Genomic DNA, 26,100 nt, shown 5'->3' on the forward strand with positions numbered 1-26,100 from the left:
CTTGATGCCGGGTTCCAGTTGCTCGATGAAGGGGCCGGCAATGTGCGCCCGGCGTTCCCATCAGGCTATGGTATTATTAGCAGAAGGTTTACTTCGGAAGGGCGGCCGCGATTCGTGTTCATTGAATCACCACCGCCCGCCCAGCGACTTCGGTCGCCCGGTCGCCCAGACGTCGTGGCGATCCCCAGGTCCGGTGGTTCAAATTGCTCGATAATCACAAGCTCTCACGCATCCGGACCTACCGCCCGTCAGGCCTGCTAGCTATGCATCCTTGTTCGATGTCACTCGGTAGCCTGACAGGTTAAAGAACATGTGGTCGATACCGCGGCTGGCCATGGTAAGCCCCGCGCTCTGCTGACGTACCAGACGACAGCGTCGCAATCAGGAAGCCCGCCCGGCGATGAAAATTAGTACGCCTGCGTAATCGGCGATGTAACCATGCTGGCCTTTCCTTTAATTATTTTCTAACGCGTGACAGAAGCCGGCACGTCGGCCCCGGTGCGCGGCTTCTGCGGACTTCCTCGACGGGCAAGGCTGGTTAAAGTTTCGTCAGGTCACTCGAACAGTGCGAGAGCGGTCTGTCAGCGAGTTGAAAAACGGATCCGCTGGGGGCCGTGCGAAAACAGCGCAAACGAAGCGTTGAACCCAAGGAGCGTGGAACACGCAACTGCAGCGAGGCCAGGCAGGGGGTTTGCGGTGAAAACGCTGTAACTGCCGCAAAGTAGCTCGGTGTGCTGGCGACCGAAATAGGAGGGAAAACAGGAAAGGAGCTTTCTTGACGGCGTTTCGGTCAGATTTTCTTGACGAGTACGAAAAGGGTGGCCAGCGAAGAACCTGGCGCGACAGACGTATGTCTGGTTTCTATCAGGAGCGCCTCGAAGTCATGAGAGAGCAAAGCCAAATTCCGCGATAGGCTTCTTGCCGACTGATGCCGGGGCCTGGCCTGCGCTGGAGCACCGCAAGGCGCGAGTTAGCATGCGCCAGAGCGTGCCGAAGGTCGCTAGCAAGTCAAAGCTGGCGCGAGGTGCACCATGGCATGCTGAAGCGAATTCTAGGGGCCGAGCGATGTTTCGGGTATCGAGAAGACGGGCCGCTTGCTCTGGAAGGGACTTGTCATGGCCTGTGCGAAGTACGGATACGAAGGGTGGATCGTTTTTTGACAGGGCGCTGCGGCAGCAGTCATACCACGAGCCGGCATGCGCACCACTGACAGACGATGAATGAAACAGAAGCCAGCGAACGTAACGACGTTGTGCGCTCCGGCGGTTGTCGGAGGGCGGCATGCCTTGAACAGGACGAAAACTGCTTGTGGGTGATTGACGCCGATGCGGGAAGGCGGCTATTGCGGCACACTGTCAGAGGGCATGCGCTCTGCCGAAGCCAATAGTCAGGTTCCGGGTTGTGTCGTTTCGGGTGGAACGGGGCCGAGGCTGTGCCGAGCCCTTCGGGCGCCCCCACCCCTGAACCCGCCCCCGAGGGCGGGAAGTCTCGCCGCGGACGACTCGTGGGGCGGGCTCAGAGGCCTGGGACGGAAGAAAAAAAAACCGCACCAGCCCCAAGCCTGAGCTACTAGCGTTTCTGGCGCATAAAGGGTTCGCTTCGTCGGGCTTCGCCCGCCCTGACAGCGCTTCCAACGCTCGCAACGCCGCTGGTCGGGGTGGACATGTAGCCGCAGCCACACACAGGTCGGTTGTCGCCGTTCCACACGAAAACGACATAGACCCTCAGTTCTTGATCGCGTTCTCGGAAGTGTCGCCGAGAGGCGATACCAGATCAAGGTTGTAGGACGTCAGCGGACCCCAGCATCAAATTCCCAGTCAAACCCCGTGCGTCGATACCCGGGTCGCTTATCGAGCGTCGTCGCCAATACCTGCTGCGCTTAGCTTGACAGACGGACGGTTCGCTGCGCAAAGCGTCGCCGGAGCTGGTACGTCCGGCACCCTACGGTCATTGCGTGAGGCGGCTCGCGCCACCCGGATGATGAAAGAAAATACGAGTGGGTGGAAACGGCAGAGGTCGAGCAATGAGATGGTGGTTGGGACCCCGATGCCTAACGTGACCCGCTGAACCGACTCGTACCCCGGATTGCCTCGTAGAGAGCGCACGGTAAAAAGGCCGCAGGGGCAACCCTGCAGGTTGTTTTCGGTCAAGCGCCGTTCCCACCCGTTCGTGACTTTACGGGGAAGGAGTAACGGATGGAACTGGCGAAACTGTACAAGCGTGTCGTCGGGCTGGACGTTCATCAGGCGAAGATCACGGCCTGTGCGATCACGGAAGATGAGGCCGGCCAGACGAGTGTCGAGGTTGGCCGAGTTTGGTGGTTTCAAGCGTGACCGCCAGGCGATGGCGAATGGTGGCGCCGCTCACGGCGCCGAGATTGGTCCGTCATGGAGTACAAGCACCGGCATTCTCCTGGAGAGCGCCGCATGCGGCGCAGAATGGAACCAGGTCGGGATCCGTATAGGGCGACGGTGGTTTCAATGAGAGCCGGCCGTGAAGACCGTACCCGGCCGCCAAGACGGAACTGGGCGGATGCGCATGGCTGGCCCCGATGCTGGCGAGAGCGGCATGATACGCGCGTCCTTTGTCCGCCAGGGCACCAGTTTCGGGCTTGCGCCACGTCGGGCGGACGACAACGACAGCCAGTGGGCGGATACCTTTTCGAAGCGAGAAGAACCGCGTGCACAAGCTCTCTCGAGGGCGGCATTCGTTTGCGGTGGGGTGAGCGGAAATCCACGGCTAGCCGGGCGGGCGATGGTCAAGGCGGTCTGATCGCCAGAGCACTCTCCCGACCGATGTGTTGATGCTCGCGGTCACACGTCTCAAGGCCGACCGGTATCGGAATCTGCTCGACCGCGCTCGACGGCGAACTCAACGGAAGACAACGCTTCGTGCGGCCTGAATGATCGCGCAAGATCGAGGAGCTCGAAAGCCGTACGGGATCGTTTCGACGTATCTGCTCGATAATGACACCTACGAAGCACGCTGGCATTTGGTGCGACCATCCGCATCGCCGCCCGTCGGTTGCTTGCGCCTTGCTGATGGTCGAGATCGTGTCATGACAGGCGTCTCGGAGCGGTTGATACGACTGGACTCTGGGTGGGCTTTGTCATGGCAACAACGAGTCCGCCGGCAAGCGAAAGAACGGACGGGATACGAAAAGGTAACCCATGGGTCCGCCCGCCTGCTTGCCAGTTCAGCGCACGCGGACCAGTCAGGACCGCGATATGTGCTTTCAAGTCCCAGTTCGGGCGCTTCGCTTGCGACGAGATAGGCGCAATCGTCGCAAATCGCCCCACAAGATTCTCAAAACGGTTCTTCCTGTTGATCAGCCGACAGGGGACGCATACCGGGATCGGCAACCGATTCGAAAGCCCATCGTTGCACGCAACGCCCCCTCGCTGGTTGAAGATGCTCAAGGAAGCACGGTTTTATCCCCGCTGCCGCCTGAAGCTACTCTTCCCGCCTGTTGCTCTCAATGGCATCAAGTGCCAGAGATTCGCTCGCCTTCAGGAGGGTGTTCTTTCACGGTAATCAGACTCCTCGGCCCAAGCTTTTCGAGCAACGGTGTCCGGTTGCCTCATAGGTATGCCAATAACAATGGCCGCAGCTGGGCCTCATAAAGCGCCTGCGAGGCCGGTTTGTGAAAACAGTGCTTGAAAGAAGCGCAGGACCTGGCGGCTCACCTTCGAGGTGTAGCGGAATACCGGGGTGCTCCAGTCGGGGCGATCGGTTCGTCGGTCGCGGAGGTCTGGCGCCGGTCCTGCTTGCGCAATGCTTTCTCGTCCTCGATTCCGTGCTGACCCATTTTGCGGTGCAACAGCAGGGCCACCAGGAGGCTGGTGACAATCGCCAGCGCCTCGACGCTCACGAAACCTGACCCTTTTTCGCTCACTAGAACGGATCCAGGAGATGCGCAGGAGTCGGCCATCTGCGCGATGCCGGCTGTGATCGAATGAGGTTTTGTGGCGGCGCGGCGGCGCGGCGACACGCTCCGTCCGACGGGGATTTTTTTGACGGTAAATGGATGCGCTTGGCGCGTGCGGCAGGGAGGCCTCGGAGCTGGGTCAAGGGCAGGCTGCGGCTTTTTGCAGCCTGGCGAAGCCTCCCTTGACGCCGCGGAGGGGCGCGAGACTGAGGGGTGGCAGTAAGCGCGGCAGTATCGGGCTTACTGCCCTGGAGACGGGTGTTTGCGTGGATCGAATTCGCGCCGATCGCCGTTTCAGCTACTGATTATGGTGACCCTCCCGGCGGCGGTCAGGGCGCGAGCGGGCGAGCAGCTCAGCCGCCGGCGAGCGATCCAGTGCACACGCCGCCGCGCCTTCAGGACGCCGCGGACTCGTTCGTTGGGGCGATGCTCCTCGACGCCGAGCCTTTCGCCGCCGCTACCGAGGCCGCCGTCGCGATCGTCGGGGCGCTTCCTGGCTCGCTGCGCAGAGAAGGTCCGCTCAAGCGCAGGATGATGCAACGATGCTGAAGTCGGTCGAGCAGCGCATCGACGAGCGGCTTCCTCTGAAACAGCTCGTACCAGTCGGGCAGATCGAGATTCGTCGTGATCAGCGTTGACAGCCCCAGGCTATAGCGCTGATCCATCAGGCGGAAGAAGGCGTTGACCTGTTCCGGCTTCAGGTTGAGGTAGCCCAGTTCATCGATGGCGATCAGCGGCATGCGGCACAACTGGTTGAGCAGGCCCACCGTCGAGCGATCGGCAAGCGAGGCATACAAGGCGTCGAGCAAAGCCTGCGCGTTGAAGAAGCGTGCGCGATAACCGTTCAGACACGCTTCACGGAGCAATCCCAGCGCGATCCCGGACTTGCCGGTCCCCGGCGGACCGATCAACAACACGTTCTCGCCCCGGCGCAGGAATTCCAGTCCGGCCAGCGTCATCACCTGCGCCTTGTTCACGCTCGGCTGCCGCGCAAACGGAAACGACTGCAAGGTCCACGGCCAAGGCAAATGCGCCTGGCTCAGGCGATAAGCCAGACTCTTCTCACGTCGGGCCGCGTCTTCCGCGCCGAGCAGACGGAAGAGCACCTCCGGAACCGGCGTCCCCTGGCGCTCGGCCAAATCGAGTTCCGCATCGAGCACCGCCGCCATCCCCGACCAGCGCATCTGCCCAAGCAAAGCCTTCAGACGCTCACGCATCATCACCTCCATCGTCGAGATTGAAGAAAATCCCCCGCCACCTGCTGCAGGATCATGTGCTCCAGGCGACCCATGTCGAACAGACCGAACTGCAGCGCCTGTGCCACGGCTGCCAGCAAAGGCTCCTTCGGATAGGTCCGCTTGAAGTCCAGCAAGCGGCGCAGCGGTCGCACCCCCCGGCCATGCGCCTGCCGGACCAGCGCGGCGACATACGCATCGAGCAGCGGGTCGTGCCCCTGCAACAATGTCGCCTCGCGAGGCGGCGTGCGCGGCCGCGGCTGCGGGGTCGGGTGATGCCCGGGGAGCTTCTGCTTCGTATCGCGCACGCCAAGCAGGCGGGCATGCACGGCGAGCAGTTGCTCACCCCGGCAGACCCTGACCTCGGTGGCATACAGATAGACGCTCAGCGCCTTGCCCACCCAGCGCTCGGGCACCGAATAGCGATTCGTCTCAAGCGACACGAAGCCCTGCAGATCGACCACCCGCTCGACGACTTGATAGACCGGCGGCAGCACCGCCGGCAGCGGCCTGCAGGCAAGGCCTCTCGACGGCGTAGGCGGCGCTTGGCGCCACCCCCAGAGCGCGCTTCGGTTTGGCATTGGCGACGTTCTCGCACCAGGCCAGCACCTGCGCGTTCAGGTCGGCGAAATCGCGGAACGTCCGGCCGGCCAGGAAATTGCCTTCGATCCAGGAAAAAGGTCTTTCAATCCTCCCCTTCAAATGAGCAGCCGACTGCACGTGATGCAGTCGATGGGCAAGAAGTCTTTCAGGTCACCCATCCCTTCCACCCCCTCTTCGGACGCGAGTTCGTTCTGATCGAGCGGCGCAATGCCTGGGGCGAGGAGCGCGTCTACTTTCACGATGACAGTGGCCGGGTACGCCGCCTGACGGCCGCCTGGACCAACGCGGTTGCGCCAGATCCGTTCGAGAGGGTGTCGGCCGGACGCTCGCACTTCCGCGTCGACCACCTCTTGCACCTCGTGGCGCTGATTGCCCGCCAGAACGAGGCCAAGGGTGCCCTCAGGGCGCGTCCGCGGTCGCGGAAAGTGTCAAGTAAATAATGCCGTCGATGTAAAGACAATTATGCCTTGTTTGACGAGGCCAGGCTCGTGGTCCGGCCTCTAGAAGGCGTATTGGCGGGCATATAGTGGATAATAATCCTTGGGTTATCGTCAGATTCTCACAAATATCCCTTGACGTCGTGCAATGTTTGACATAATTTAAATTACACATGGCCCACTCCTTCAAACCCGACCTCAAGCTCCTTGCGCTGGCAGAGAGCGGCACCGTGAATCCGCATGCGCAGGACGTGCAGGATGCCGCCTTCATCGGCAGCGATTTCTTCGATGCGCGGGATTTGGTGCAGGTGCGTTACGAGATGCTGCGTCGGGTACGCACCGAGGGTCAGAGCATTGCCGACATCGCGACGCGCTTCGGGGTCTCCCGGCCGACTTTCTACAAGGTCCAGGCAGATTTCGAACGGGCCGGTCTGGCGGGGCTGCTGCCGGCTAAACGGGGACCCGCACGGACCGCACAAGATCACCGCCGAGGTGATGGCCTTCATCGAAACGGCACGCACCCAGGAAGAAGGCCTGGAGGCCCAGGTTCTGGTCGAGAGGATCGCGCAGCACTTCGGGCTGGCCGTCCATCGGCGGACCGTGGAACGGGCTCTGGCCCGGAGCAAAAAAAAACACCCATGAAAGCCGCTACGGTGATCGGTGGCCACACGCTGGCCGAGCGTTACGAGTCCTTGCGGCAAGACGTGGTCGAGTTGTGCGGGCGCGGTGTGCACGGGCGCGCGCTGCTGATGTTCAAAGGGATGGCGGCCTGGATGCGCGGCGCGGACGAGACCGCCCCGCGTCCGATCCCCGCCGCCTCGCCAAGTGAGTCGCGCTTACCGGCGGGGATCGAGCAGAACCTGATTCATCTCGTCGCCAACATGACGCTGGCGATGGCAAGGGAGAGCCAGCCATGATGGGTGAGACACACGCGAAAGTGCAGGCACGACACCTCAAGAGAAATGCCTATCTCTACGTGCGCCAGTCGACACTGCGCCAGGTCCTCGAGAATACCGAGAGTACCAAGCGCCAGTATGCTTTGCGCGAGCGGGCCGTGGCGCTGGGGTGGCGTCTCGATCAAGTCATCGTCATCGATTCTGATCTCGGGCAATCGGGCGCGAGTGCAGTGGATCGCGAAGGTTTCCAGCATCTGGTCAGCGAGGTCGGTCTGGGGCGGGCGGGAATCGTCATGGGCCTGGAAGTGTCGCGTCTGGCGCGCAATTCGACCGACTGGCACCGCCTCCTGGAAATCTGTGCGCTGGCCGACACGCTGATCCTGGACGAGGACGGGGTGTACGACCCGGCGCACTTCAATGATCGCTTGCTGCTCGGTCTGAAGGGAACGATGAGCGAAGCCGAGCTGCACGTCTTGCGGGCCCGGTTACGCGGCGGCATCCTCAACAAGGCACGCCGTGGCGAACTGGAGATGCGCTTGCCGATTGGCTTTGACTACGATCCGGCCGGGCGCGTCCGTCTGGATCCCGATGTCCGTGTTCAGGAAAGCCTGCGCCAGTTCTTCCGGACGTTTCGGCGCACCGGCTCGGCGACGGCGACGGTCAAGGCCTTTCGTGCCGAAGGGCTGAGCTTCCCGCACCGGATTTACCGCGGCCCCCAAACCGGCGAGCTGTTGTGGACTGATCTCGAACACTCGCGCGCGCTATGGCTTCTGCATCATCCGCGTTATACCGGCGCCTTTTGCTTTGGACGCACGCGCGTACGCAAACGGCCCGACGGTTCTTGCCAGCATCAACGGCTGCCGACGGAAGAATGGATCGCGCTGATTCGTGACGCCCACCCCGGGTACATCACCTGGGACGAGTACGAGCAGAACCTCCAGATCCTGCGTGACAATACCCAGGGGCCGGCCGCGGGGCGTGATCGGGGCCCGCCGCGTGAAGGGCCGGCGCTGCTACAGGGATTGCTGATCTGCGCCAAGTGTGGTGATCGCATGACCGTGCGCTATCACCTGCAAGGCGCACGGCGCGTGCCGGATTATCTCTGTCAGCACCACGGTGTCGCGCATGCCGAACCTATCTGTCAGCAGATCGTGGGCGGCGAACTCGACGCGGCCATCGGCCGCTTGCTGGTGGAGGCGGTGACCCCGGTCACCCTGGAGGTGGCGCTGGCCGTGCAGAAGGAACTGGAGAGTCGCTCCGAGGAAAGCGACCGCTTGCGCCGTCAAGCCGTTGAACGGGCACGCTACGAGTCCGATCTGGCACGCCGCCGGTATATGCGCTGCGATCCCGACAACCGCCTGGTCGCCGACTCGCTGGAAGCGGAATGGAACCAGGCGCTGCGCAACCAGACGGCGGCCCAGGAGCACTACGACAAACAGCGCGAGAGCGAGACCGGGCTCGACGACCAGCAGCGCGCCGCCATCCTGGCGCTGGCGAAAGACTTCCCGCGACTGTGGAACGATCCCCATACGGCTGACCGGGAGCGCAAACGCATGGCTCGCCTGCTGATTGCCGATGTCACCTTGCTCAAGGAGAGCGGGGTCCGGGCGCAAGTGCGCTTTCACGGCGGTGCGACGCACACGCTACACCTTCCCCCGCCCAAGCCGGCCTGGCTGCTGCGCCAGACACCGGCCAAGGTGGTGGCCGAGATTGACCGACTCCTGGAAGATCATACCGACGGCGAAATCGCCGCCTTGCTCAACGGCCAGGGCTTGCTCTCGGGCGAGGGCAAACCCTTGCATCGCCTGATGGTTCGTCACATCCGAATGGCCTATGCGCTCCCCAGTCGTCATGATCGCCTGCAGACACGTGGCTTGCTGACCCTGCATGAAATGGCACAGCGTCTCGACATCTGTTCGGACACCCTCAAATACTGGCGCCGCGCCGGCCTGCTCAAAGCGCACAAGTATGACGACAGGGGCGGCTACCTCTTCGAACTGCCTGATTCTGACACGCCGATCAAGCATCAACATCAAGGCAAAACCACAGGCAAATCAACCACCCGCGAGGGAAGTTTCCCCGCACATACCGCATGAGGTGCAATATGCAGCACACTCCTTGCGATCGGGTTTGTTCACCGCGTGCGCGCGGAAAGCGAAGCCCAGCGTACGTGCCAGGGCGACCATCTCGGGCGCGAACACGGCCTCGTCGCCGGCCCCGGCGACGACGATCACGCTGGTATTGTCGATGACGCAGGTCGGGCAGCTGCCGGCCATGAAACGGACGGCTTCGAGCAGGAACTGCTTGGCTTCGAAACGCGTGAAACGCGGAAAGTACTGAACGAAGAGCCGCCGCGAGTACGCCAGGATCAGTGACGCGCATTGCGCCGTCAGCGGCTTGCCGGCCAGGATCACGCGATGCGGCGAGGTGTCGTGCTGCATCTCCTGGCGAAGTAATATTCGCCGGCGCGTTTCGGCGGCGTGCGCAGATCGGCTTCGCGGATCCAGCGGGTCAGCGTGCTGTAGCCCGGACGCAGGTCCAGCTCCGCCGCCAGCATCTCCTGGATCCGCACCCCATTGCCGCGCGCGCGCTCGAAGGCCGAGACCAGCCACAGCCGAACCGGCGCCGGGCACGCGACAGGCGCCGGGCACGCGGCTGGCCGCGCACCCTCTGCGGTATCGGGCGGAGCCGCCACGGGCGAGCGCAAGATACGGCGAACGGTGTTACGCGAGAGCTTCAAGAGCCGGCTGATCTCGCGCAGCGCCAGACCTTGCTGACGCAGTGTCTGCACGGCTTGATGAATTTCGGGCGATTTCATCGGGGCATACCTTCCTCAGATGGCACTGGAGAGACGCCAGCGCCAATTGCAAAGCGCCGACCGCGGCGGTGATGGCGGGCGGCAGCTCCGCTGGCGAGGGCGCCAGGGCGAACAGACGCCGAGTCAAGCGGGCGCCCACCGCGTCGAGAATGCGGATGTCGGCCAGCACCTCGCCTTCTGGACCCTGGTGCAGGCGCTCGGCGCTCTTCTCGTCGGCCTTGGCGGTCAGCGAATTGAGCAACAGTTGCGGCGCCTCGACCATCCGCTCGCGCACCGTCCGCGAAGCGCCTTGATAGTGCGCGAACCAGGTCGCCAGCTGCCGGGTCGTCAGCGGCGTCGTGTGCAAACTCTCCAGTAGCTGTTCGGCGTGGGCGCTGTTGGCGCGCGCCAACGGGCCGAGAATCCGCACCGCCGCCCAGGTCGAGACCTTTCCCTGGCGTACCGCCGTCAACACCGCATCCGAGAGGACCGTCACGAGTTGCAGGCGGCGACTGACCCAGCTCACGTCGCGGCCGCAGCGGCGGGCGATTTCATGCTGGCTCAGGGGGCCGCTGGCGATCAGTTCGCGCAGCAGCAGCGCTTCTTCGATCGGCGCAAACGCGCGGCTGCGGGTTCGTGCCAACACGCCCAGCAGGCCTTGCACCGGATCGCCGTCCCAGCATTCGACCTCGGCCGTATCCCGGCCGAGTTGCCGCAACGCGGCGACGCGTCGATAGCCGTCGAGCAGGATCGCCGAGTTGCCCTCGCCGGCGACCGCGATGCACGGGACGAGCTGGCCATTGACCGCGATCGATTGGGCCAGACGCGTGATCGCCGCCGTATCCAGCACGCGAAGATCGGCGTAGCGCAACTCCAGGCGGTGCAAATCCAGAGTCTGAGCCGTAGCGGCCGTGTGATCCATGCGCTTGACCTCCTATGGCATCCAGCCTAGCGAGGCGACCGCCGCAAGGCGATCGAGTCCTCTCTTTGCAAGCCGCGGCAGGGGCCTCAGGGCGAGGCGCAAGCGGCTGAAATAACGGTGATTTCAACCATCCACGCGTTCTTCTTTGCAAGCGACGCGTCCACTACCCGCGATAGGCGATAAGTGCCTGAGGAAAAGCCTGTTTCAGCCATTGACGCGTCCATCTTTGCAACGCCGGCCGGGGCGGGCGCGCGTTCCCGCTGCCGAGCCCGATTGCGTGCGACGTACTCCGGATGCTGCTCTCGATACGCCCGCCAGTAGTCGGGGTGACGCTCCGCCCAGGCCTTCTGCGCACGCTTCTGGTTATCGCGATAGTCGGGATCGTTCTGGCGCTTGGCCGCCTGCCAACGCCGTCGCCGTTCGCGCTGGCAGGCGGCGGCCGAACAGAAGCATTGGTCGGGGTTCTGCGGACGCGGCCGGAACGGCTGGTGACACGCCTCGCACTGTCGGAATTCCATGACGGTTTCTCCCCACACGACGTCGTGCGGGAAGAATGGGCCCGTGCCGGGCTTCCTGTCGCGGAGCCGGAGATCTGGCGAGGCCTGACCGCAACCTGGCGGCGGTCGGACTGCACGGACGCGGCGAGCTTGGCGAAGGGGCTTGACCGCGCAATCAGAAGGTCGGGCAGCCGGAGCTACACGCGCTGCCGCGTTGCCAACGGGCGATGCCTGCCGACTGAGCCTGGGGCGGAGCTACGAAGTTCGCTTCCCGGGAACCACTACGGGCCTCAACACGGGCTCACTGGGTCACGCTTGATGGGTCAGCTTTGGTGAGCAAGAGCGGGTCAGTTCCGGAGAGCGTCAAGGCCAGGCGGACCTGATTTTCGATGGCTGCGACACTGGCACCCCAGGCCTTGGCCTGGCTGAAGTCGTTCTTCCAGGTGTCAAAACACTTCTCCTCCTCCCAGCGGCGCGAGTAGAGGAAAGCGATGAGGCCGGGTTCGAGCTTGAACTCGTTGGTCAGAAACTCCACGAGATGCCCACGCCGGCTGCGGAAGGTGATCAAGCGCCAGTCTTGCCGGGAACTGCGCAGGGTGATGCGCAGATCCTTGAGCACGCCTTCGTTGGCCGGGAGGTCCGCCACCGGCAAGGGCTCGGTAGAATCGATGCACAGGCTGCTTTTCATGCGCGTGATCAGGGTCACGCCCAAGCGCTTTTTCCGGCTATCCCAGAACGCCGCGTCGATGAAAGCGCGGTCGACCAGCCACAGGGCATCCTTGTGACGGGTCATGGCCTGCTCGGACTGGTCGTAGTCGCGCAACAGTGTTATCTCGTGGCTGAGTGTGATCACCCGATTTGATGTTCTGATGTTCACCTACGGCGATGGTTGGTAGGGGTGATGGTAGGCGACCCTGGGGCTCCGCCCCAGACCCCGCGCTCGTCGCGAGGCAGCCGCCGGGGATGAACAAGTACTTCCCCGGCAACTGCTCGCAAGCATCGGGACCCTCCAAGGCGTCAAGAGGCTTTCGCGGCATAAACGGGCCGATGAAGCCGGCCCATTTATTCCACGGTCCTCTTGACGCCTTTCCTGGTCAAAGAGCCACCCCCTTCTGTCGGCTCGTTCGTCGAGAGGGCCAAGACGACGCCTCCCGAGCGGACTTTCCGTCCGTCGTTCCTGTCGCCGCTGGTCATTCCGTGACCGTCATGAATCCGTACCGCTGACCGAAAGCCAGCCACGCCCGTCGGGCTGAAGAACGAGCCGGGTCGGATACCTCCACTCGCCCCAGGAGGTCGAGCAGCGCCCGAAGTGGCGCGTCGGTCTCATTGCCGATGGCGTCAATGACCGTTCTTCGGTCGCGCATCCGCTGGGCACGCTTGCGCTCTCGGTCTGTCATCGCTCGCTCGCCCTGGGGTGGGCGGCCTCTTTTCGTGACGGTCACCAAGGGCTCGGTCATCTTGTCCTCCTGTTTTTGTGCCCGTCACGGGAAGAACCGAACGTTCTGCGGTAGCCCCTCCCAAGGTCCGCAGGCGTCGTTCCGCCCGGGGCAGCGGTCAAGGGTCTTGGGGCGTGATCGCACAACAGCGCGGGCCCGTCGCCTGGCGGGAGGGTCGTCACCGGCCGGCCGCCACACGACGCAGCGCAGGGGCCTCGGGTGACGCGAAGACCTCGAGGTAAAGTTTCTCGTCGAGTTGCGGCAACTCACGCTGCGCCGCGGCGGCGAGCAGTTCGGCCGCGAGGGTGGTCAGGATGCGGTAGTTACCGGCGGCGTGATCGCACAGCGTATGACAGAGTGCGGGGGTCATCAGGCTGGCGTTCCCGGCGCGGCTCAGCAGATGGGTCAGGCAGGCGAGTAGCTCGTCACGCGACGCATACTCGGTGGCGAGGCGGGTACGGATGCGGGAGCCGAGCGGGATCAACTCCTCACGACGCAGCTTCTCGATGAGACGCGCATCGCCGGCCAGCACCACACACAGGAGCGGCTGCGAATCGAACCGCGCACTGGCGAGCAGGCGCAACTCGCAAAGAACGGCCGGACTCATCTCCTGCGCCTCATCGACCAGCAACACCACCCGGCGACGGGTCGTTTCCAGATGCGCGAACCAGACTTCGCGCAGCGCCTTGAAGCCACCCCAGCGGTTATGCGGGCGCAAGGGCACGGTGAAGATGTCGCCCATTTCGCGATAGAAATCGGCCAGGTTGCTCTGCGGATGGTTGATCGCGCCGACGGTGACGTCCGACTGACTTCCCAGACGGTCGGCCAGGAGGCGCAAGGCCACGCTTTTGCCGGTGCCTGGATCGCCGTGGATCATCGCGAAGCCCCCTTCGCGGATCTGAGCGTGTTCGATTCGCCAGCAGAAGTTCTCGATCCGGGGCGGAACAAAGAGGACCTCGATTGGCAATTCAGGGGAGAAGGGATTCCACTTCAGCCCGTAGAGGGCGAGGAGCCGATGGTTCATGCCGGCTCCTTGTCGGCGGACGGTAAATACGCAGGCGGCAAGCCCGTCGCAGCGTAGTCAGCGAGCAGCTGGCGCAGCAGCGGCGCGATCCCGGTAGACGGCGGCGCCAGAGCCTCTGTCGTGACGGGCGCGAGGTGCCGACGCTGACCGTCGGCGTTGGCCGACTTGTCGAGCACCTTGACCGGGCACAGCACGACGCCGGTGCTCGGATCCACGAGATCGACGTGCCTGAGGTCCCAGCGGGCGTAGCGTAGATGAACCACCGGCAGGTGCCGATAACTGGCGGGGATCTCGAAGCGTATGCCAGCCAGACTGACCGTGCCATCGGCACGCCGCTGGCGGCGCGCGACCTCAATCCGGAAGGCGGCCTGCAGCGTGCCAGTATCCGGGCAGTCACGGCGAACACTGGGCCCAGCGAGATAGCGCGCCAAGGGGGTCGCATCGATCTCGGAATGGAGCGTACGGTGGTACTCTTGTTCGACCCAGGCCTGGCTGGCCTGATTGAGCAGGTCCAGCGTCAGCAATTTCTCGCCTTCGAGCATCGCCATCAGGCGCCCTTCGATGCGCCCCCAAAACGATTCCTGTTTGGCATTTTGATAGTTACGTGGCCGGCCACGTAACTATCAGTATGTGGCGCTCAAAGATATGTGGCCCCGGGCCTCATTCTCTTGAAGACACGAGGCCGGGAGCCGGGCAAATGCCACATAAACTTTGTCTACAAACCGCGCAAGAAAGCCAGCAGGTCTGGCTGTTGGCGCCAGGACTTATTGATCGCGCCCTCTGCCGCCGGCGCGCACATGGCCAGTGCACGGGCCTTGGTCGCAAGATCGGTCTCTGCATAGAGATTTGTCGTGGCGAGCGAAACGTGACCCAGCCAGGCACGGACAGTGTTGATGTCGGCGCCGGACCGTAGCAGATGGGTTGCCGCGGTGTGGCGAATCACGTGCGGGCTGACTCGCTTGCTGGCCAGCGACGGTGATTGCGCACAAGCTCTGGATGCGTAGCGTTCGACCAGCGTATGGATGCCGAAGCGAGTAAGAGGCTGACCGTTGCGGTTCAGAAACAGACGCTGCTCCGGCGCGCGGTTTGCCACCAGGAACTGCAACTCATCCAAGGTGTTTGGCCACAATGGACAGGCACGCCGTTTGTTACCCTTGCCGGTGATTCGAACGCATTGAGCATACCAGTCAATGGCGCTGACCCGGACCTCCGCCGCTTCGCTCGCGCGCGCCCCCGAGTTGTAGAGGAAGAGCAACAGCACGTAGTCGCGCCGACCCAGAGCGGTATGGCGATCCGGAGACGCCAGGATCGCATCCATTTCCGGTTTCTCGAGATAGGTGATGCCAGGGTGAGCCGTTTTCTTGAAGGGGATCAGCCGGATCTGTGCGCACCACGCGATGTGCTCGGGACTGTTCTGGCCGATGAATCGAGCCAAGGCGTGAAGGCCGCCGAGGCGTTGATTGCGAGTGGCGGCGATACAGCGACGCCTCGCTTCCAGATCAGCGAGGAACTGGCGGACCAGATCTACCGACAGATCTTCGACGGTCAGTCGGTCCACCGATTTCTTGAGATGATCGCCAACGTAGGGGAGGAGCAGCGCCAGCATGTCGCGATAGCTTCTCTGGGTGTTGATCGAAAGGTTGCGCTCCTGCACCAGATAGTCGATCAGGAAACGCCGGACCCAAGGTCCGAGCAAAGCGTGGTCAGTCATGATCATTCTCCATGGCGTAACGTTCGAATCGCCGGCTTGCCTCTTGAAGCAAGTCAGGCGTCATCGTCAAATAGTGTTGCGTGGCCGACAGGTTCACGTGGCCGAGGTAGGTCGCCAGCTTGGGCAGGAGATCGTGCAGGTCTGCGCCGCTGCGATACCAGGCGACGAGCCGATGAACGGCGGCCGAATGACGCAAGTCGTGGAGTCGTGGCTGCTCTCTTGAGCCACCGTCGCGGGCAACGCCGGCGGCAGTTCGCAGGCGTCGAAAGGTGCAGCGCGCGGCAGACTTGCTCAGCGGCGCGCCGTTCCGGAAGCAGAAGAACGGCGTGTCCCCGCCGCCTGAGTGGCGGTCGTTGCGTTTGCCCACATACTCGCTCATGACATGCGTCAGATCCTTGCCCAGTGGCACAAGCCGGCTCTTGTAGAACTTCGTCCCCCGGACGATCAGGCGGGCTTGCTCGAGGTCGACATCAGCGATGTTCAGCGAGACGGCTTCGCTGATGCGGAGCCCCGCCCCGTAGAGCAGCAAGAGCAAGGCTCTGAAGACATACGCGTCGATTGGCGCTCGGCCGGTACAGGCGATGGGGACCGCGTCGAGCAGGCGCTTGAGTTCGTCGTGGGAGTAGATGTAGGGCACGAAGACGGGAGTGTCCAGCCTCGGTAGGCTGTACGGCAACGGCACGCTGCTGACCAAACCACGTGCCAGGGCGAAGCGGTAGAACCCCGAAAGCACGTGGTACTTCTTGACCCAGTACGCGCTCACCGGTCCGTCGCCGTTCAGGAAAGCGAGCACGGACTTGCCTTCAACGCTGGCCAGTGGGCCTTCACCGACGGTCCGGCAGAAGGATTTGAAGATCGCCTCCTCGGTCTCGAACTTGTATCCCAAGGCGCGCTTATGAGCGATGTACATGGAAACCTGCGCGGAGAGCGTCATAGCAGTGCCCCCAGATCGAGTTCGGCCACCTGCCGCAGCCCCGTCAGGTCGACCTTGGTATAGCTCAGGGTCGAATTGGCGCTGCGATGTCCGAGATGGTCGCCAATCTGCTTCAGGGAGAAGCCCGACGCGAGAAGGTGGCTGGCACAGGCGTGCCGCAAACAGTGCGCCCCACGTGGCGACAGGGTGAGGCCCAGGCGACTCAGATGGGCATGCGCAACCGGCGTAATGCTCGGCGCCGACAGCGGGCGAATGGGTGCGCCGAGCGTCAAGAACAATGCCCGATGCCCGCAGCGCGGTCGCACTTCGCGCAGGTAGCGCAAGATCGCCTCGCCCACGGCGTGCAGCAAAGGATAACGCTGAGCACGACGTTGCTTGGGTCGCGTGATGTGGATCGACTCGCCTTCCCAATCCAGATCGTCCAGCCGCAACGCCGCGACCTCGCCTCGCCGCAGGCCGTAGACCGCGAGCAACATCAGGATGGCGTGGTCGCGAATATCTGCCGGTCGATCACCGCTTGTGGCGACAAGGAGGCGCTGGACGTCGTCCCAGCCTGGGCCTTCCGGGATACCTTCACGGGTATAGAGCCGCGGCGATTCGATGACCGCAGTGATTCCCGAAGGGCACCACCCGCGGGCTTCGGCGAAGGCGAAGAAGCTGCGCAACGAACTGGACAACGCGGCCAAAGAGGCACGTGTCCAACCTTTCTTACTCTTCGACTCAATGAAGGCGTCGACATCGGCAACGGTAATCGCGCTCAACGTATCCCGGGGCGGGCACAGTCCGGCAAAGAACCAGGTCAGGCGCTCACAACGCGTGCTGATCGTCACTGGCGACAGGCCTCGTTCGTCGCGCATATGGCAGGCAAAGGCGTCAATCTGAGCCATGAAGGCGTTCGGTGCCTCTTCGGTCGTAAGTATTCGGCCAACCCGTAGCGCGCCAGCGCCATTGCCGAGGCGGGTTAGCGGCAGAGGACTGATCGGAAGGCTCTGTGAAGGGGGTAGAGCCAGATGTCCTTGATCGGGAGGATGGACTTGCTGGTGGGGCATTTCTTGCCTCGCCCGGCGGTTTGACCGACCTTGATCCAGTTGGCGGCCTGGTAGCAGGTGCCGCGATGGCGGGGCGTCTCGACGAAGGTTTCGAGCAGTACGGGGCGGTAGCCGTAGCGCGCCAGCCAGTCCTTGGGCAGTTGCCGCTGCATAAGCGAGAGGATCTTGGAGGCCAGGCCCTTGCACTGGATCCAGGGCAGGATCAGAAAGCGGGCATTGTTCACCACCAGTTGCAGGTTCCTTTGTCGCTGCTCATCGTGCCAACCGATGAATTGCTCGCGCGCGGCGAGTTTCCAGGCGCTGGCGCCGAAGCTGAGCAAGGCGACCAGGGTCTCGCCGGCGAAGACGAAGTAGCGGCTCTGACTGCCCGCCATGGGCGTGTGGCCGAGATAGTGGTAGCGGGCGATGTACTCGTTCCACAGACGCGAGTTCGCCGAACCGACGACCTGATGCAGACGCAGCGGCGGCAGTTCATGCACCGGCTGAGTGAGCAACGGTTGTGGATCGGTGGCGTGAGTAGGCAGATACTCGGGTTGGCGAGGAGCGGCCCGTCGTGCCGCCGGCAGGGTGAGCAGGCCGTCGGCCTGCATACGCAGCATGGCCACCCGGCAGGTCATATCCTTCAGCTCGCCATTGGGCTTACGCCAGTCGAAGAGCTCACACACCTGGCGCGACAGTTGCGCGCGGCTGCTGCCAGGATGGGCTTCGATCAGGCGGCAGAGGGCCTGCAGTTCGTCGTCGGTAAAGTGACGCCCGCAATAAGGCTTCACGAGCTATCGATGGGACGGCTCTGATCGACCGGGATGCCACGCATCTGAGCCAGTCGATCGGTCGCCATCGCCCAGGGCAGAAAGGCACTCAAGTCCGTCGGCGGCAGGTTGCCGTTGGCGGCGCAGGCCTCCAGATACGCCGTCAGCCAGGTGCGCGGGTTGATTCCCCACAAGCGCAGCGTCAGCAGCAAGCTGAACATCGTCGCGGCGAGTGCGCCGGACCAGAGACTGCCCGACCCATAGAAGTTCTTGCGTGCGACCACCGGCGTGCGCTGTGCGCGCTCGGCGGCATTATTGTCCATCGCCACCTCGGGGCGGTCGACAAAGACGGTCAGGCCGGACCAATGTTTGCGCATGCTTCGCAGCACCTTGCTCGCCGGCATTTTGAGCGCCGGGTTCGCCAGTTCGCTTTCCCGTTGACTGGCCATTTGCGTGATCGCCTGCCGCAAGGCGCGGTCGCGTTCGGCCCACTGTACTGGGTCGCTACGGACTTCCAGGCGCCGTCCATTCAAGTGGTAGAGCTGAGCGATCTGCTCGACCCAGGCCAGTGCCCAGTCCGCGAGCTCCGGATGGGCGTTGGCCAGTTCCAGGAAATCACGCCGCTGATGTGCCCAGCAGAAAGCCAGAATGAAGTGGTCAAGGACTCGCGCGAGCTTCTTGTAGGCCGAATAGCGATCACAGATGATGACTCCTCCGGCGCTACCGGAGAGCTCCCGGATCGGCACCGCCGCCGAGCGGCTCGGGTCGAGCACGAAGTGGATGACCGATGGGCCGTGGAACACCCAGAAATACCAGCGATGTCCGACCTTCCCTTCGGTCTCGGCAAAGACCCGCCAGCGGGTCTCGTCTGCGTGCCACTGTTTCTCGCTGCGTAGTTGGCCAAGCAGTGCTTCTTCAAGCGGCTCGAACAGCGGTGCCAAGGCACGCAGTCCGCCGGCCACCGTTCCTGCCGAGAGCGTCAGTCCGTGGTCGGACAAGTCTCGCAGAAGCCGATGCGTCGGCTGGCCGTACAAGAACTTCGACAGCAGCAGGTGCACCCAGATCGACACGCCGTACTTTCCACGCGGGATCAATCGTGCCGGCGGTGGCGCGGTCAGAATACCCCGCGCGCCCGAACACTGACAGGTCCGCCGGTAGCGCCGCCGGCAGATCTTCCGGCGGTAGGCCTTGACCTCGATCTCGAGGACTTCACTGTCTTCCGTGCCGGGAAAGTCGACGTAGCCCAGACCACAGTCCGGGCAATGCGGGCAGTCGATGTCGATGACCTCGATCTGCGTCGGCAAGTGACTTTCCGGGTTCCGCCCGTGACCCGCTGCTCCCGGTTGCTGACCTCGAGCTCGCGACGATTTTTGGTCCGCCGCCGGGTTCTTCTCGGCTCCCGAAGAGCGTTCTGACTTGCGACCAAACAGGCGTTTTTGCAGATCGCGGATCTTGCCCTTGGCCTGCTCCAGTTCGCTGCGCAAGGCCGCCTCGCGCGCCGCCGCTTGCGCCATTTCCACCCGATGAGCTGCCTCCGATTGCGCCAACCGAACCAGCGCTTGTCGATGTTGGCTCCGCCAGAAGCTGGCCTCCCAACGGAGCTTGATTTCCTGCTCCTTGGTTAGCGTCACCAACACCTCGGCGAACGGCGCCACTTGGCGGTGACTTGCCGCCGATCCTCCGCCAATGATGTCCGCACCCGTGTCCATGCGCCGCATGGTGCCGGATTTCCGCTGCTGTGTCCAGTCCAGATTTCCGGTCTACCCGCCAATCGCTGACTGAACCACGCCGACCAAAAAAGCGGGGGCTACGGGTTCACCGAATACTTACCTTCGGTCTGCTGAAGGCAGTCCAGGTATCGCAGCCATTCCGTCGCGAAGTGGATAAACATCTGGCGTGTCCACACCGAGTCCTCGGTACGGATGGGCTGATGTCTCAACCGTCGTCTGCAGTCCGCAGCGCGCTCAATGTCCTGCGTACTGACCTTCCCATGCTCAAGGTCAAGGCCCTCTGCGACGGCCAGGAGTACCCAAGCGATCTTCTGCAGCATCGAGCGTGAGTAACCATCGTTGGCACATCGGTCGAGAAATTGTTCTCGCGCTTTTGCAAGCGGGCCTTCCCGGTAGCGCGCCAGCGCCGTGGGGCGCTTGAATAGCTCTTCAATCATGATCGATCTCCGTCTTCAACAAGATGGACGATCATCGTGATCCTGATCCGCGCAAACTTATGTGGCGTAAATTTGACCGACCGCCCGCAACCAAGCGGGGTGCCGGATTCGTCGCCACATATTTCTGAGCGCCACATACTGATAGGGCGAATACGGCAAGGTTGTCTGATGCACGACACCCAGACGGGCGAGGCCGCTGACGGTCTCTTCGGCGAGCATGGCGGCGCCGTTGTCGGTCATCAGGGCTCGTGGCAATCCGCGCTTCATGAAGGCCTGCGACAAGCCGTGCACGAGACTCTCGGCGGTCTCGTCGAGATACCACTGCAGATGGCAGACCAGCCGGGAGCGATCGTCGATGACGCCAAACAGCAGCGGCTTGACCCACAGGCCGGTTCGGGTCAGAACCTTGCGTGAGGCGTGATGGAAGTCGAGATGCCAGAGTGCGCCGACATAGTCGACTTCGTAGCTCCTGACTTCCAGCCGGTCGAGCCGATCCCGGGCCAACAGCGCCCCGGCGGTTGCCCGTTTGGCGGACGCCTGGCGGAACATTCCCCGGGCCTTGAGATAGCGACGGATCGTCGGATACGACGCCAGGGAAGAGTCGGTCCCGGCCAGGGCGACACGGAGGTTGTCGAAGTGCAGTTGCACCGTCCAGCCCGGATGCTCGTGGTACTGGGCGGTCAGAATCTGGATGGCCACGGGCGTGATGCTCTTGAACCGACCGACGTTGCTGCGCAGGCGATTCCTGAGAACCGCTACCGGATCGGCGGCCGCGCGGGCCGCGTAGTATCAGCGCTCAATTGTCGAGGCGCCAAAGCACACCTCCTGTCCTGATACCGGATGCCGCCAGGACTTGGTCGACAGGGCGCGCAGCGCCGGGGATAACTCGCCGGCGGCGGGCGGAGCCGCCAGCAAGGGGCCGATGATCGCAAAGCGCAGGCGCGCCCAGCGATCGCGTTTGAGGGGATCGATGTGAGAGGTCAAAAGGGTCTTCCAGAAGGTCGGTGCCGGCGGCACCAGGACGGGAAGTGAAGGCTACAAGCCCTTGAGGAACGGGCCTATCGACATCTTCTGCGGGTCATCAGCACCCCCCACGCAACGTGCTCGGCCGGACCGTGATCGGCGCCAGAAAGAGGAGGAAATGCCCCATGGCTTCTGTGGCGTCGCCGACAAAACGTTCCAGCAAACGGCTCGGGAAGTCGTCAGTTACCGGCGGCATGAAGCGCGCACAACACGCTTGCCATAGCGCGGTCAGCGGAAACTGTTCTTTCCACCACTGACGCCAACGCGCCAGGGTAAGCAACGGAATCGCCAGGGTCATGGAGAGCCGCGCCGCCGCTGGGTTCTGCCCGGCATGCCGGGCAGAACCCAGCACTACCAGCAGCGCCAGATAGACGCGCCGGCCCAGGAAACGTACGGACATCGAGGTCGTCCGACGACGACAAGCGTTGCAGCAGAAGCTGAACCGCCGAGCAAAGTCGGCACGCGCTTCCGGCGGGCACCCACGGGGCTTTCGCGGATAGTCAGCGCGGTGCAGAACGCCGCCGCACGCACATCCTGCCGCTCGCGCCTCGTCCGCCAGCTCCGTGTCAACGCGCAGCAACCATCGAAAAAATTGGGGATTTTGCAGGAGGGCATGGCACACTGGAATGGTCTCTTGGCGTCGAAACCAGAGACTCCCCCAACGGGTGCGTTTGTTCAAGCCCCCTGAGGGGGGTCACCACCTCAACATCACCCTGCTTGACCAGTCAGGCAGCGAATTCCACCACGATTGGTGACCGTGCTCAGCCGGAATCCCCGAAGCCGCCTGGAAAAACTACGTGGACTGTGCCGTTGCCGAAACGCTGCACAGCATGAACGAGACCAGGAAAGCGTTCCGCTTGATCGTCGTCAAATATCGACGGCAGGCCGAGCTGTTCGACGACGCACCGAAATACCACGTCATTGTCAGCAATCGGGTCGAATCGACCGCAGACACCTTGATCTGGTATCGCCAGCGCGGCGAAACTTCCGAGAACGGGATCAAGGAACTGAAGATCGGCTTCGGCATGGAGCGCATGCCCTGCGGACAGTTTGCCGCCAACGCCGCCTTTTTCCGCATCGGCGTCATCGCCCACAACCTGTTCGTCCTGTTCAAGCAGGCCGCCCTGGACACCGCCTGGCAACGCCACAAAGTCGCTACCGTTCGCTGGCGTCTGTTTCATCTGCCGGGCAAGGTCGTGCGCCATGCCGGGGCATGGGTGTTGAAGGTCGCCGGCGACACCGTCGACTTATTCCACAGCATTCGCACCCGTAGCTTCGCGCAGGCCATGGCAAGTCCTCCATAGCAAGCGCCCGTTCTCTCTCGACACGCCGGAAAAAACTCCCCCGCGCCGCGATGCGCGAGGATCGGTTCGCCCAGAATTCGCGTCAGCAATGCCATTGGGATCCTTTCGTCCCGCTTTTGACTGCTCAGCGACCTTCAGCACGCTCTGGCGCAGGCTAACTCGCGCCTTGAGGTGCTCCAGCGTAGGGCAGAGCCCCGGCATCAGGTCGGCAAGAATTCCAATCGCGGAATTTGGGACCGAAGCTTAACGTGCGTTATTTTCCGTTTTCTGAGAGGATCCCAACTAGGCGCGCGCGACCAACCTTGTCCGAACGAGCCGGTACCTATCGCTGTCAGAGCGCAAGTCCTCCGGCTTGGTGTTGCGAACTGCCATAGCCGCAAGTGAGCCGGTCCGGTAGAGTTCGGAACACCGTGCCAAGTGATCCGCATATGCCGAACGAATTCTTCCCTCATAGTGTTCTGCCACCTTCTCCAGAGGCTCCCCGCCTGTGACTGCGACAAGGCATGCGGCCAACAGCACGGCCCCGCGTAGGGCATGCCCGGTTCCATCCCCACCCATCGGATCGAAGGACACAGCAGCGTCACCCACGGCCCACACTCCTTGACGTTGCATCGGTGTCGTCAGAGCTGGGGACGCGTCGAAGCGCAGCCAGCAAGACTTGCGAGCACCGAGCCGTTGACCGATCTCTGGTGGCAGTTCCACGGCCCCTGCAGGGACTCGCTGAAGCACGGCGGTCGCGTGACTCACAGGCTGAAGAAAAAACCAGGCACCTCGATGCATGGACCAGATTGCACTAGTGTTTAATTGCATAGATTAACGATAGTATTCCGCAGCTGCGCGCCCTTGACCTCTCGCTTTCGCCAGGCGAATGGGGCGGCGTTCTGGTTGTAAGCCGCGGTGAAGCTGTGAATGGCGGCAACGAGTTGATCCAGGCTCGAGAAGCTGGCGTTTCTCAGGGTCTTGCGCTGGAAGATGCCGAACCAAAGTAAGCGTCCAGCCCGACCATCTATAAGTTATCCCTGCTCTCGTTCAAGCTGACGACTTTCGACGAGAGGAAGACATGGACAAGAACGCGGAGCGGGAAGCGTACTGGCGCGCGCATGTGGGTGCCTGGCGGGCGAGCGGCGAGAGCCAGAAGGCGTATTGCCACCGTCAAGGGCTGAAGGAGCACTCGCTCAGCTACTGGCACCTTCGCCTGGCAAGAGGCGAAAGCGCGCCTGGAGCCGAGACGCCATTGACGCTGATTCCGGCGGTGAAGATCGGCAATAGCCCGAGCGCACAGCCGAGCCTGTCGCTCGACACGCCCACCGGCTGGCGCCTGGAATTTGCGGCGCTGCCTCCGGCCACGTGGTTGGCCGCGCTCTGCGCTGAACATTCATGATCGCCCCGCTCAGCCGCCCGTTGGCCGGCGTCTGGCTGGCGATCGAACCGGTGGACATGCGCCTGGGCATTGATGGCCTATCCGCTCGCCTGCAGAACAGCCTTGGGCGCTCCCCCTGCGACGGCAGCGCCTACGCCTTCACCAATCGCAAGCGCAGCCGCCTCAAACTACTGCTCTGGGACGGCGCCGGCGTCTGGTTATCGCAACGGCGACTGCACCGCGGGAGCTTCACCTGGCCCCAAGCCGGCGACCCCGTATGCGCCCTGACAGCGGCCCAATGGCGGTGGCTGATCGCCGGCGTGGACTGGCAGCGTCGCGACGCGCCCGCACCGGCGCACTGGCAGGTCTAAGCACCTGTGCTTGATAAGAAAGCTAGCAAAAGCGGCTACTTGCGCCCCTTCCGGACGATCTGTTTGGTATAATCTGTTATGGATTTCGCCACCGAACTTGCCGCCTTTGACCCCTCGCCAGAACTGCTGGCGTGGATGGAAAAGCGGGTCGGTGGCCTGGTCGAAAACGCACGTACCCGGGCCACGGAGATTCACTGGCGCGACGTCAAAATCGAGAAGCTCACGCTCGAACTGGCGCATTTGCGCCGCATGAAATTCGGCGTCAAGAGCGAAGCGCTGATCGCCGGCAACAGAGACCTCTTCGATGAAACGCTGGCGGCGGACCTGGCCGTCTGCGAAGCGCGCCTGGCCGAAGAACGCCAGGCGGCCGAAATGGGGCCGCATCAACCGCTTCCCGAAAAACCCAAGCGCGAACGTGCTGGCCGTCAGCCCCTGCCCGCACAGCTGCCGCGCGTCGAGCACCGGCACGAGCCCGAGACGTGCACCTGTGGTCAATGCGGTCAAGCGCTGGTACTGATCGGCGAGGACGTGACCGAGAAGCTCAATATCGTTCCGGCCGAGTTCTTCGTCGATCGCCACATCTACCCCAAGTACGCCTGCCGCCCCTGCGCGACCGTGACGGCGGCAGCGGCCGTGCCGTCGGTGATCGATGGCGGCCTGGCCGCGCCGGCCTTGCTGGCCTGGGTCATGGTCAGCAAGTACGCCGATCACCTGCCGCTCTATCGTCTGGAGCAGCAGGCGGCTCGTTCGGGGGTATCGCTGGCGCGCTCGACCCTGGCCGACTGGGTCGGGCGCATCGGCTACGCGCTTGAACCGCTCGGCGATCGCCTCGCCGACTTGCTGCGTCAAGGAACGATGCTGCATGCGGACGAAACGCCGGTACAGCAACTCGACCCGGGCAAGGGAAAAACCAAACGTGCGTATCTCTGGGCCTACCGCAGCAATGACCTGAGCACCGATCCGCCGATCGTCGTCTTCGACTACCAGACGGGCCGGGCCGGGGCGCATGCGGTGAACTTCCTGAACGGCTGGCGAGGGGTCTTGATGGTCGATGATTTCGCCGGTTACAAAGTGCTGTTTCGCGGCGGCACGATCGAACTCGCCTGCATGGTGCATGCGCGACGAAAGTTCTTCGACCTGCACAAGGCGAATGGCAACCCGATCGCCGCGGAGGCGGTGCGTCGGATCGGCGAGTTGTATGCGATCGAAGCGCAGGCCAAGGAGAAAACGGCGGCGGAACGGGCCGAGCTACGCCAGGCTTACAGCAAGCCGCGGCTTGATGCTCTGCACCTGTGGCTCTCGCACACCCGCCGCTCGGTCGCCGACGGCGGCGCCCTTGCCAAGGCCATCGACTACAGCTTGAGGCGCTGGTCGGCCTTCGCCCGCTATGCCGAGAATGGCTTCTACCCGATCGACAACAACCCCGTCGAAAATGCCATCCGCCCGATTTGCCTGGGGAAAAAGAATTGGCTGTTCGCCGGTTCCGAGGCCGCCGGCCAACGCGCCGCAGTGATTCAGTCCTTGCTCGCCACCGCCCGACTGAATGGTATCGAGCCTATGGCCTGGCTCACCGACACGCTCGAGAAACTCCCCACCTGGCCCAATAGCCGCATCGACGAGTTGTTACCCATCAAACAACCCGCCTGATCTGCACAAG

The 26,100-nt window shown here is 63.2% G+C and carries 24 protein-coding genes and 5 pseudogenes; 8 read left to right on the plus strand and 21 right to left on the minus strand.

What is annotated here, in order from left to right:
- Nucleotides 1-2,195: 2,195 nt before the first annotated feature.
- Complete coding sequence (locus QZ656_RS18065) at nt 2,196-2,333, plus strand: hypothetical protein (protein ID WP_291994709.1); 138 nt, start codon at nt 2,196-2,198, stop codon at nt 2,331-2,333.
- A 1,349-nt stretch (nt 2,334-3,682) separates the two neighbouring features.
- On the opposite strand, the gene QZ656_RS18070 is transcribed toward QZ656_RS18065, so the two are convergent.
- The 3 genes from QZ656_RS18070 to QZ656_RS18080 all read right to left on the minus strand — a co-directional run bounded on the left by QZ656_RS18070 (nt 3,683) and on the right by QZ656_RS18080 (nt 5,660).
- A complete protein-coding gene (locus QZ656_RS18070; protein ID WP_291994710.1) occupies nt 3,683-3,895 on the minus strand; it encodes a hypothetical protein in 213 nt (70 codons plus the stop codon).
- Nucleotides 3,896-4,323: 428 nt separating this feature from the next.
- Nucleotides 4,324-5,145 (minus strand): IS21-like element helper ATPase IstB, encoded by an 822-nt coding sequence (gene istB, locus QZ656_RS18075; protein WP_291993031.1) that lies wholly within the window; start codon nt 5,143-5,145, stop codon nt 4,324-4,326.
- 2 nt (nt 5,146-5,147) lie between these two features.
- On the minus strand, nt 5,148-5,660 hold the full coding sequence (locus tag QZ656_RS18080; protein ID WP_291994711.1) for a hypothetical protein: 513 nt from the start codon (nt 5,658-5,660) through the stop codon (nt 5,148-5,150).
- A gap of 48 nt (nt 5,661-5,708) precedes the next feature.
- Here QZ656_RS18080 and QZ656_RS18085 point away from each other — a divergent pair, with 48 nt between their 5' ends.
- From QZ656_RS18085 to QZ656_RS18100, 3 genes are all read left to right on the plus strand, one after another.
- Nucleotides 5,709-6,206, plus strand: a complete 498-nt coding sequence (locus QZ656_RS18085) for a DUF5372 family protein (protein ID WP_291993194.1) — start codon at nt 5,709-5,711, stop codon at nt 6,204-6,206.
- 170 nt (nt 6,207-6,376) lie between these two features.
- A complete protein-coding gene (locus tag QZ656_RS24180; protein WP_366522195.1) occupies nt 6,377-7,120 on the plus strand; it encodes a helix-turn-helix domain-containing protein in 744 nt (247 codons plus the stop codon).
- Nucleotides 7,117-9,195, plus strand: coding sequence for a recombinase family protein (locus QZ656_RS18100; RefSeq protein ID WP_291993197.1), 2,079 nt, complete (start codon nt 7,117-7,119; stop codon nt 9,193-9,195). The genes QZ656_RS24180 and QZ656_RS18100 overlap by 4 nt, the downstream gene beginning before the upstream one ends.
- On the opposite strand, the gene QZ656_RS18105 is transcribed toward QZ656_RS18100, so the two are convergent.
- The 16 genes and pseudogenes from QZ656_RS18105 to QZ656_RS18180 form a co-directional block, all read right to left on the minus strand.
- Nucleotides 9,154-9,540, minus strand: a complete 387-nt coding sequence (locus tag QZ656_RS18105; RefSeq protein ID WP_291994100.1) for a hypothetical protein — start codon at nt 9,538-9,540, stop codon at nt 9,154-9,156. The genes QZ656_RS18100 and QZ656_RS18105 overlap by 42 nt on opposite strands.
- Before the next feature lie 257 nt (nt 9,541-9,797).
- Nucleotides 9,798-9,917, minus strand: a pseudogene (locus QZ656_RS18110) (helix-turn-helix domain-containing protein); the annotation flags it as partial.
- 676 nt (nt 9,918-10,593) lie between these two features.
- A pseudogene (locus QZ656_RS24185) lies at nt 10,594-10,818 on the minus strand (ParB/Srx family N-terminal domain-containing protein); the annotation flags it as partial.
- 86 nt (nt 10,819-10,904) lie between these two features.
- Nucleotides 10,905-11,336, minus strand: coding sequence for a hypothetical protein (locus QZ656_RS18120; protein ID WP_291993034.1), 432 nt, complete (start codon nt 11,334-11,336; stop codon nt 10,905-10,907).
- A 280-nt stretch (nt 11,337-11,616) separates the two neighbouring features.
- Nucleotides 11,617-12,168: a transposase gene (locus tag QZ656_RS18125; RefSeq protein WP_291994712.1), complete on the minus strand. Its 552-nt coding sequence runs from the start codon at nt 12,166-12,168 to the stop codon at nt 11,617-11,619.
- Nucleotides 12,169-12,505: 337 nt separating this feature from the next.
- Entirely contained in the window at nt 12,506-12,772 is a 267-nt protein-coding gene (locus tag QZ656_RS18130; protein WP_291991609.1) for a hypothetical protein, read from the minus strand.
- 157 nt (nt 12,773-12,929) lie between these two features.
- On the minus strand, nt 12,930-13,775 hold the full coding sequence (locus QZ656_RS18135) for an ATP-binding protein (RefSeq protein WP_291994713.1): 846 nt from the start codon (nt 13,773-13,775) through the stop codon (nt 12,930-12,932).
- Nucleotides 13,772-14,383: pseudogene (locus QZ656_RS18140) on the minus strand (IS481 family transposase); the annotation flags it as partial. The gene QZ656_RS18135 and the pseudogene QZ656_RS18140, both read right to left, overlap by 4 nt.
- Nucleotides 14,384-14,490: 107 nt before the next feature.
- Nucleotides 14,491-15,486 (minus strand): tyrosine-type recombinase/integrase, encoded by a 996-nt coding sequence (locus tag QZ656_RS18145; RefSeq protein WP_291991600.1) that lies wholly within the window; start codon nt 15,484-15,486, stop codon nt 14,491-14,493.
- Nucleotides 15,479-16,396 carry a tyrosine-type recombinase/integrase gene (locus tag QZ656_RS18150; RefSeq protein WP_291991599.1) on the minus strand — a complete coding sequence of 306 codons (918 nt, stop codon included), beginning with the start codon at nt 16,394-16,396 and terminating at the stop codon, nt 15,479-15,481. The genes QZ656_RS18145 and QZ656_RS18150 overlap by 8 nt, the downstream gene beginning before the upstream one ends.
- Before the next feature lie 20 nt (nt 16,397-16,416).
- Nucleotides 16,417-17,307: a tyrosine-type recombinase/integrase gene (locus tag QZ656_RS18155; protein WP_291994714.1), complete on the minus strand. Its 891-nt coding sequence runs from the start codon at nt 17,305-17,307 to the stop codon at nt 16,417-16,419.
- A gap of 74 nt (nt 17,308-17,381) precedes the next feature.
- A complete protein-coding gene (locus QZ656_RS18160) occupies nt 17,382-18,239 on the minus strand; it encodes a DUF4338 domain-containing protein (RefSeq protein WP_291991636.1) in 858 nt (285 codons plus the stop codon).
- Nucleotides 18,236-19,936 carry an IS66 family transposase gene (locus tag QZ656_RS18165; protein WP_291991655.1) on the minus strand — a complete coding sequence of 567 codons (1,701 nt, stop codon included), beginning with the start codon at nt 19,934-19,936 and terminating at the stop codon, nt 18,236-18,238. The genes QZ656_RS18160 and QZ656_RS18165 overlap by 4 nt, the downstream gene beginning before the upstream one ends.
- An 89-nt stretch (nt 19,937-20,025) precedes the next feature.
- Complete coding sequence (locus tag QZ656_RS18170; RefSeq protein WP_291994715.1) at nt 20,026-20,385, minus strand: hypothetical protein; 360 nt, start codon at nt 20,383-20,385, stop codon at nt 20,026-20,028.
- Nucleotides 20,386-20,523: 138 nt separating this feature from the next.
- Nucleotides 20,524-21,369: pseudogene (locus QZ656_RS18175) on the minus strand (DDE-type integrase/transposase/recombinase); the annotation flags it as partial.
- A 97-nt stretch (nt 21,370-21,466) separates the two neighbouring features.
- Nucleotides 21,467-21,808, minus strand: coding sequence for a hypothetical protein (locus QZ656_RS18180; protein ID WP_291991894.1), 342 nt, complete (start codon nt 21,806-21,808; stop codon nt 21,467-21,469).
- 397 nt (nt 21,809-22,205) lie between these two features.
- Here QZ656_RS18180 and QZ656_RS18185 point away from each other — a divergent pair, with 397 nt between their 5' ends.
- Nucleotides 22,206-22,712, plus strand: coding sequence for a transposase (locus QZ656_RS18185; RefSeq protein WP_291994716.1), 507 nt, complete (start codon nt 22,206-22,208; stop codon nt 22,710-22,712).
- 282 nt (nt 22,713-22,994) lie between these two features.
- On the opposite strand, the gene QZ656_RS24190 is transcribed toward QZ656_RS18185, so the two are convergent.
- Entirely contained in the window at nt 22,995-23,522 is a 528-nt protein-coding gene (locus tag QZ656_RS24190; protein WP_366522197.1) for an FAD-dependent monooxygenase, read from the minus strand.
- A pseudogene (locus QZ656_RS18190) lies at nt 23,513-23,698 on the minus strand (IS630 family transposase); the annotation flags it as partial. The gene QZ656_RS24190 and the pseudogene QZ656_RS18190, both read right to left, overlap by 10 nt.
- A gap of 74 nt (nt 23,699-23,772) precedes the next feature.
- Between QZ656_RS18190 and QZ656_RS18195 the strand changes: the two are divergent.
- The 3 genes from QZ656_RS18195 to QZ656_RS18205 all read left to right on the plus strand — a co-directional run bounded on the left by QZ656_RS18195 (nt 23,773) and on the right by QZ656_RS18205 (nt 26,090).
- Nucleotides 23,773-24,093, plus strand: coding sequence for an IS66 family insertion sequence element accessory protein TnpB (locus tag QZ656_RS18195; RefSeq protein WP_291992153.1), 321 nt, complete (start codon nt 23,773-23,775; stop codon nt 24,091-24,093).
- Complete coding sequence (tnpB, locus tag QZ656_RS18200; protein WP_291992154.1) at nt 24,090-24,443, plus strand: IS66 family insertion sequence element accessory protein TnpB; 354 nt, start codon at nt 24,090-24,092, stop codon at nt 24,441-24,443. Before QZ656_RS18195 ends, tnpB begins: the two co-directional genes overlap by 4 nt.
- Nucleotides 24,444-24,521: 78 nt before the next feature.
- A complete protein-coding gene (locus QZ656_RS18205) occupies nt 24,522-26,090 on the plus strand; it encodes an IS66 family transposase (protein WP_291992155.1) in 1,569 nt (522 codons plus the stop codon).
- The last annotated feature ends 10 nt before the right edge of the window (nt 26,091-26,100 follow it).

It is taken from the genome of Candidatus Accumulibacter sp. ACC003, from assembly GCF_907163085.1.
Lineage (GTDB): Bacteria > Pseudomonadota > Gammaproteobacteria > Burkholderiales > Rhodocyclaceae > Accumulibacter.

Excerpts from the sequence above, each read along its gene's own strand:
- QZ656_RS18065 (WP_291994709.1), top strand. The coding sequence starts at position 2,196 with ATGGAACTGGCGAAACTGTACAAGCGTGTCGTCGGGCTGGACGTTCAT.
- istB (WP_291993031.1), bottom strand. The coding sequence starts at position 5,145 with ATGCGTGAGCGTCTGAAGGCTTTGCTTGGGCAGATGCGCTGGTCGGGG.
- QZ656_RS24180 (WP_366522195.1), top strand. The coding sequence starts at position 6,377 with ATGGCCCACTCCTTCAAACCCGACCTCAAGCTCCTTGCGCTGGCAGAG.
- QZ656_RS18100 (WP_291993197.1), top strand. The coding sequence starts at position 7,117 with ATGATGGGTGAGACACACGCGAAAGTGCAGGCACGACACCTCAAGAGA.
- QZ656_RS18105 (WP_291994100.1), bottom strand. The coding sequence starts at position 9,540 with ATGCAGCACGACACCTCGCCGCATCGCGTGATCCTGGCCGGCAAGCCG.
- QZ656_RS18120 (WP_291993034.1), bottom strand. The coding sequence starts at position 11,336 with ATGGAATTCCGACAGTGCGAGGCGTGTCACCAGCCGTTCCGGCCGCGT.
- QZ656_RS18130 (WP_291991609.1), bottom strand. The coding sequence starts at position 12,772 with ATGACCGAGCCCTTGGTGACCGTCACGAAAAGAGGCCGCCCACCCCAG.
- QZ656_RS18135 (WP_291994713.1), bottom strand. The coding sequence starts at position 13,775 with ATGAACCATCGGCTCCTCGCCCTCTACGGGCTGAAGTGGAATCCCTTC.
- QZ656_RS18145 (WP_291991600.1), bottom strand. The coding sequence starts at position 15,486 with ATGACTGACCACGCTTTGCTCGGACCTTGGGTCCGGCGTTTCCTGATC.
- QZ656_RS18150 (WP_291991599.1), bottom strand. The coding sequence starts at position 16,396 with ATGTACATCGCTCATAAGCGCGCCTTGGGATACAAGTTCGAGACCGAG.
- QZ656_RS18155 (WP_291994714.1), bottom strand. The coding sequence starts at position 17,307 with ATGGCTCAGATTGACGCCTTTGCCTGCCATATGCGCGACGAACGAGGC.
- QZ656_RS18165 (WP_291991655.1), bottom strand. The coding sequence starts at position 19,936 with ATGCGGCGCATGGACACGGGTGCGGACATCATTGGCGGAGGATCGGCG.
- QZ656_RS18170 (WP_291994715.1), bottom strand. The coding sequence starts at position 20,385 with ATGATTGAAGAGCTATTCAAGCGCCCCACGGCGCTGGCGCGCTACCGG.
- QZ656_RS18180 (WP_291991894.1), bottom strand. The coding sequence starts at position 21,808 with ATGTCCGTACGTTTCCTGGGCCGGCGCGTCTATCTGGCGCTGCTGGTA.
- QZ656_RS24190 (WP_366522197.1), bottom strand. The coding sequence starts at position 23,522 with ATGCAATTAAACACTAGTGCAATCTGGTCCATGCATCGAGGTGCCTGG.
- QZ656_RS18195 (WP_291992153.1), top strand. The coding sequence starts at position 23,773 with ATGGACAAGAACGCGGAGCGGGAAGCGTACTGGCGCGCGCATGTGGGT.
- tnpB (WP_291992154.1), top strand. The coding sequence starts at position 24,090 with ATGATCGCCCCGCTCAGCCGCCCGTTGGCCGGCGTCTGGCTGGCGATC.
- QZ656_RS18205 (WP_291992155.1), top strand. The coding sequence starts at position 24,522 with ATGGATTTCGCCACCGAACTTGCCGCCTTTGACCCCTCGCCAGAACTG.